The sequence below is a fragment of the Polaromonas sp. P1_E1_2 genome (assembly GCF_056406035.1).
The window spans coordinates 1-5,856 of the sequence record NZ_JBFUAZ010000474.1; the positions used below are offsets into that span (position 1 = coordinate 1).

The following is a 5,856-nucleotide window of genomic DNA, read 5'->3' on the forward strand; positions in this document are numbered from 1 at the left end:
GGCGTAAACAGGCCGCCGTAAATGCCGCCGAAGACGATCAGGAAGATGATGGCGATGGGCAGTATGCCCAACGCGGAGGCCATCGTCATCGGCGGCCTGTCGTTGTCTACCTCGGGCGCCTGTCCGGGCACCAGCCGCACGTAGATGGCAATGGCCACCATGTAGCCGAACATCGCGATGATGCCCGGCACCATGGCCGCCGCAAACAGCTTGGCGATATTCTGCTCGGTGAGGATGGCGTAAATCACCAGCGGCACCGATGGGGGGATCAGGATGCCCAGGGTGCCGCCGGCTGCCAGAGTGCCCGTGGCAAGCCGGCCTGAATAACCGTGGCGTTTCATCTCTGGCAGTGCCACGCCGGTGATGGTGGCGGCCGTGGCCACCGAGGAGCCGCAGATGGCGCCGAATGCCGCACAAGCCAGGATGGACGCCATGGCCAGACCGCCCTTGAAGCGGCCCATCACGCCTGCCGCAAAACCGAACAGCGCGCGGCTGATGCCGCCCTGCGTCGCGAAATGCCCCATCAGGATGAAGAGCGGAATCACCGACAGGTCGTAGCTGGCAAAGCGCGCAAAGGCCTGGGTGTTGAGGAAGCTGGAAAACGGCCCCCAGCCGGTCTGCATCACGTAACCGATGGCGCCCGCGGTAAACATGGCAACTGCGATAGGCACGCGCACGGCCATGAAGACCAGCATGATGCCGAAAATGACGAGAGCCAGCGTGATGGAGCTCATACGTGTGCCTCCAGCTCGTCCAGCGGATTGTGCGGCGCATGGGCGTCGCCGAAGCCGAAGACGGATTGGTACACACCGATCACGCAGGTCAGCACAAAGGGCGGAACCATGGCGGCATACACCGTCCATTCGGGAAATCCCAGGATCTGGGTTTCAGAGTGCGTGTTGTACGAATTGAGGCCGCCCAGCACCGTGCGCCAGGCCAACAGGGCAAACACCAGGCCCAACAGCAAGGCACCGAAACGGTCCAGCCTGTCGTTCGAGGTTTCGCCCAGTTTGGCGGTGAAGAAGTCGACGATGATGTTGCCGCGTTTGATCTGGCAAAGGGGCATGAACAGCGCGATCGCGGCCCCGGTGACCACACCGGTGAGTTCGAAGTCGCCGACGAGGGTCGCGCCCAGCAGGTTGCGGCCAATCAGGCTGGCACAGGTCATGAGCGTGATCACCGTGAGCAGAACGCCGGCCAGCACAGCGCAGAATTTTGCAAGGGACTGCAGGATTTTCAAGAAGGCTCTCCAAAAAGCAGGTCTTGGCATTTGGGAGCTCCCAAAAACCGGGTAAGCCGATTATCAGAATTGAGGAGGCAAGCAGTCAGGCGGGTTACCCCGGGTAAAACGGGGTATTTGCGCGGTGATTAAAGCAGTTGCGCGGTTATCGCGCAGCTGCCCCGCCGTGACATGCGCTTGCCAACACCTTGTTCAGATGACTTTGACAGTGAGTGTTTCCAGCCCCGCTACACCGCCGACCATGGTGTCGCCCGAAACCACGGCCGCGACGCCTTCGGGCGTGCCGGTGTAAATCAGGTCGCCGGGCTGCAGCTCCCATGCTGCCGACAGGTGTTCAATGGTTTCGGCAATATTCCAGATCAGCTTGGAGACATTGCTGCGCTGGCGATCCTTGCCGTTCACCTGGATGTAGAGCTCGGCATTGGCCACGTCACCGGCCTGGCCAGCGGGTGTGATAGGGCCGATGGGGGCGGAGTGGTCATAGGCTTTACCAATGCACCATGGGCGGCCTTGCTTCTTCATCTCGCCCTGCAGGTCGCGGCGCGTCATGTCCAGGCCCACGGCATAACCGTAGATGTGCTTTTGCGCGTCGGCGGCCTTGATGTTTTTACCGCCGGTGCCAATGGCCACGACCAGCTCGATTTCATGGTGCAGGTTTTTGGTGAGCGATGGGTAGGGGATGGTGCCCGTCGCGCCGGCGTCCACCACGACAGCGGCATTCGCGGGTTTGAGGAAAAAGAAGGGCGGCTCACGGCCGGTAAAGCCCATTTCCTTGGCGTGTTCTTCGTAGTTGCGGCCCACGCAATAAATGCGGTTGACCGGAAACCGGTCTTTGGTGCCGACAACGGGGACGGACACCGCGGCCGGTGGGGTGATGACAAAACTCATGACAACCTTTCTTCTCTGTGTATGCCCAGTGCCAGATGCACCGGGCGGTCTGAAAAACTGAACAGCACACAACCTTGCGCCGAACGCAATTGCGCAGTGTGCCACGACGGAATCACAAAATGGTCGCGCGGGCCAAACTCGAACGTCCGGGTTTCGCCGTTCCGTTCAATGTCAACGGAGCCCGTGCCCTCAACCACGCTGAACACGGCCCCGTCAGTCTGGCGCCAGGGCTTGCCCGCAAAGCCTGCCGGCAGGCGCTGCATGAAGGTGGCCATGGTCGGCATGGGCGAGCCGCCGGTGGCCGGGTTGACATAGCGCAGCTTGACGCCGTCCCAGGCGTCGATGTCGGCGTGGGTTTCCAGCTGGTGCAGGGTCTCGCGTGTGCGGTCGTAGGGGTAGCTGAAGATCGGTGAGGTCTCACCTTGGCGCCGTAGCGGTGGCTGCTGATGCCCTGGGGCTTGGTGACTTCCTGTTGCTTGGCTGTGCCGTTCTCGGCAAAACCCGCATCGAAGAAACGTAGCATGGGGATGTCCAGGCCGTCCAGCCAGACCACCGGCGTATCGGATTCGACACGGCCTTCATGCCCGTGGTCGTGCCAGGTCCAGCTCGGGGTGATGATGAAGTCGCCGGGTTTCATCTGCGTGCGTTCGCCGTCGACCGCGGTGAAAGCGCCGTGGCCTTCCACGACAAAGCGCAGCGCGCTTTGCGTGTGGCGGTGGCTGGGTGCAATCTCCCCGGGCAAGATGACCTGCAGACCCGCGTACAGCGATTGCGTGATACACGACTGTCCGCGCAAGCCGGGGTTCTCCAGGATCAGCACACGGCGTACCGCTTCTTCGGCGGTGATGAGTTCGCCCGACTTTATCAAGAAGGGGCGTACATCGGCGTATTTCCACAGAGCCGGCTGGCAAGGTGTGCTGGGCGACTGCGGCACCAGCGCGTGCAGCACTTCCCACAGTGGCGTCATGCTGTGCGTCGAGATGGCGTCGTAAAAAGCCTTGCGCCCGGCGCTGTTGAGCGCCGTGCTTTTGCCGTGGGCGGGAGGGGGCGACATGTCCATGATGGGGTCCCAGTCTCTGGTTTAAAGATCGCCGTTTAAAGAGAGCCGTCGTCGAAATACACGCCGTCCCGCGTGAGCAACTGCTGCAGCTGCTTCACGTCGGTATCGGAAAAAGCCTGCCCGGCGCCCGGCATGGCCGCCGCCGTRCCCGCTGCCTGGCCCATCACAAAGCAACCGCCGCTGGCGCGCGCGGCCGACTGGCCTTCGTGCGTCATCGAGGCGCAGCGACCGGCCACCAGCAGGTTGGCGACACCTTGCGGCACCAGCATGCGCCAGGGCAAGTCGTTGTAGGCGCGGCCTTCAGCCGCATCCACGTTGTGCGGAAACTGCCAGTCGATCCGGCCATCGGCATGCAGTTCCATCGGCCAGGCGTTGATGCCGATGGCATCGTTAAAGCGGGCAGATGAAAGGATGTCTTCACCGCTCAAGGCATAGAGCCCTTGGATGCGGCGCGTCTCGCGGATGCCGACCTGTGGCGCAATGTCGACGATGGCGGAGTCCGCAAAACCTGGCACTTCATGCTTCAGGAAGCGGAAGTATTCGGTGATCTGGCGCCGGCCTTCAAGCTCGCCCTCGCTGAGCTGCCGCGCGTCGGTGGCATCCATGGCCGTACCTTGCGCGTTGCGTATCTGCGTGACGTTGGCGCGCCATTCGGTCGGGTTCTTCTGGGGGCGGAGGATGGCACCTTCACGGGGAAACTTGTAGCGGCCTGGCTCACGCGCCTGGCTCTCGGCCATCAAGGTGTTGATGGCTTTGAATTCGCCCACAGCCGCCAGCGCGCGGGGTGCGTCCACGTGGCCGACGCGAAACATGGTGGAGGGAAACAGCGCGCTGCCGTGCCCGTCGCCCAGCTCAAACGGCACACCGGCAAAGTTCGCCACATCGGCGTCGCCCGAGCAGTCGATGAAACGCGCGGCACGAATTGCCTGGCGGCCGGATTTGGTCTCGACCACCAAAGCGCTGATGCGGTTGCCCTCCATCACCACCGCAGCAGCCCAGGCGTGAAAAAGGATTTGCACACCGGCCGCCACCAGCAACTGGTCGGCTGCGCACTTGTAAGCCGACACGTCGTAGGAGCGCACGCGGATGCGGCCCTGCATGCCGTCCTGCGGCGCGTTGAGGCCACCCAGCGCGTCAATGCGCTGCAGCAGGTCGTCGGCCACGCCACGCACCACCTGTTGCATCCGGCCGCTTTTGCGGCCGTAGAGGCCCGCGAAATTGGTGACGCCGCCGGCTGTGCCCATGCCGCCTAGAAAGCCGTAGCGTTCCACCAGCAAGGTGCGCGCGCCGTGCCGCGCGGCGCTGACGCTGGCAGCAAGCCCTGCTGGCCCGCCGCCGATTACGACGACATCGAATTCGCCGTAGACGGGCAGGGTGCGTGCGGGCTCTGTGATCGTGGGCATGGCTGTCTTTCGCTGCCTATTCGAGTTTGATACCGCGCGACTGGATGATGCCGCCCAAAATGGCGGCTTCGTCTTTGACGCGGCTCCTCAGGCCGTCGGGCGAAGTGCCCACAGCTTGCCACCCCTGGTTAAACAACTTTTGCCGCGTGTCGGCGTCGCGGATGATGCGCGGCACTTCTTGCGCCAGCCGCGCCTGGGCGGCTTTGGAGAGGCCCACCGGGCCGATCAGCGCCGTCCACACTTCGAGATTGACGTTGGTCACGCCGGCATCGGCCAGCGGCGGCACCTCGGGCACAAGAGAAGAGCGCCCGCCGGCAAGGCCGATCGCCCGAAGCTTTCCCGACCGCACATGCGGCATGGCCACGCCGGGCGGGATCAGCGCCATCTGGATCTGGCCGCCCAGCATGGCGGTCACCACCTGCGGGTTGCCGGCGAAGGGCACGTGAACAGGTGTGACGCCGGGCATGCGGCTTTTCAGCAGTTCCATGCCCAGATGTGCGACCGAGCCGTTGCCGACTGAACCATAGTTCCATTGGCTGCCGCCCTGGCGTGCGGCAGCGAAGAATTCGGCGCCACCGGGCTGGCTCGCAGGCGCTACCAGCACCAGCGGTGCGGTGGTCAGCAATGAAATGGGCGCAAAGTCTTTGGCCGGGTCATAGGGCAGTCTGGAGTACAGCAGCTTGGCCGAGGTCAGGTTGCCGTTGATGACGACGCCCAGCGTATGGTCGTCAGTGGCTTTGGCGACCTGGTCGGCCGCGATGTTGCCTGACGCGCCGGGTCTGTTTTCCACAATCACGGGTTGGCCGAGGGCGTGGCTCAGGGGTTCGGCCAGGCTGCGCGCCGCCATGTCGGGCGTAGAGCCGCCCGGAAACCCCACCAGGATGCGCACCGGCCTGGTCGGCCAGGCCGCATCTTTTAAGTCTTTTGGAGCTGCAGCCCATGAGGGATAAGCGCAAGCAGCTATCAAAAGCGTAGCAATTATCCGGAGGGCAGCGGTGTTGGGAAGAAGAGTCATGACAATCCCTGGGGCTTTTGAAACCGTCATTGGAACAGTTTTGACGGCTCGATTCCGTCGTACATCCACTTCAGGCCGGCGAAACCCGCGCTCTCGGTGCCGCTCTGGAACATCTGGTTGCGCAATTCGCGTTGAACACCGGCCGCATGGTAAATATCACCGTAAAAACGGGCAGTCAATTGCACGCGGCCAGTGCGCAGGTAGCGCTTTTGCTGGTATTTCTGAAAAGCCTTTGGCACATCGCCGCGGG

At 63.1% G+C, this 5,856-nt stretch carries 5 protein-coding genes and 2 pseudogenes; all 7 read right to left on the reverse strand.

Translation table 11 applies throughout. The features are described 5' to 3' along the window. Positions 1-734 (reverse strand): TRAP transporter large permease (locus AC1D1P_RS18320; protein ID WP_477673947.1); only part of this gene is annotated, 734 nt, incomplete at its 3' end. Further along, positions 731-1,240, reverse strand: a complete 510-nt coding sequence (locus AC1D1P_RS18325) for a TRAP transporter small permease (RefSeq protein ID WP_477669089.1) — start codon at positions 1,238-1,240, stop codon at positions 731-733. The genes AC1D1P_RS18325 and AC1D1P_RS18320, both read right to left, overlap by 4 nt. 192 nt (positions 1,241-1,432) lie before the next feature. Then, a complete protein-coding gene (locus AC1D1P_RS18330) occupies positions 1,433-2,128 on the reverse strand; it encodes a fumarylacetoacetate hydrolase family protein (RefSeq protein ID WP_477669090.1) in 696 nt (231 codons plus the stop codon). Then, positions 2,125-3,188 (reverse strand): annotated as a pseudogene (gene gtdA / locus AC1D1P_RS18335) (gentisate 1,2-dioxygenase). Before gtdA ends, AC1D1P_RS18330 begins: the two are co-directional and overlap by 4 nt. A 35-nt stretch (positions 3,189-3,223) precedes the next feature. After that, on the reverse strand, positions 3,224-4,591 hold the full coding sequence (locus AC1D1P_RS18340; RefSeq protein WP_477673948.1) for an FAD-dependent oxidoreductase: 1,368 nt from the start codon (positions 4,589-4,591) through the stop codon (positions 3,224-3,226). Positions 4,592-4,607: 16 nt separating this feature from the next. Beyond that, positions 4,608-5,606 (reverse strand): Bug family tripartite tricarboxylate transporter substrate binding protein, encoded by a 999-nt coding sequence (locus tag AC1D1P_RS18345; protein ID WP_477673949.1) that lies wholly within the window; start codon positions 5,604-5,606, stop codon positions 4,608-4,610. Between the two features lie 26 nt (positions 5,607-5,632). Then, positions 5,633-5,856: pseudogene (locus AC1D1P_RS18350) on the reverse strand (3-hydroxybenzoate 6-monooxygenase); the annotation flags it as partial.

Coding starts and splice junctions, on each gene's coding strand:
- AC1D1P_RS18330 (WP_477669090.1), bottom strand. CDS start 2,128: ATGAGTTTTGTCATCACCCCACCGGCCGCGGTGTCCGTCCCCGTTGTC.
- AC1D1P_RS18345 (WP_477673949.1), bottom strand. CDS start 5,606: ATGACTCTTCTTCCCAACACCGCTGCCCTCCGGATAATTGCTACGCTT.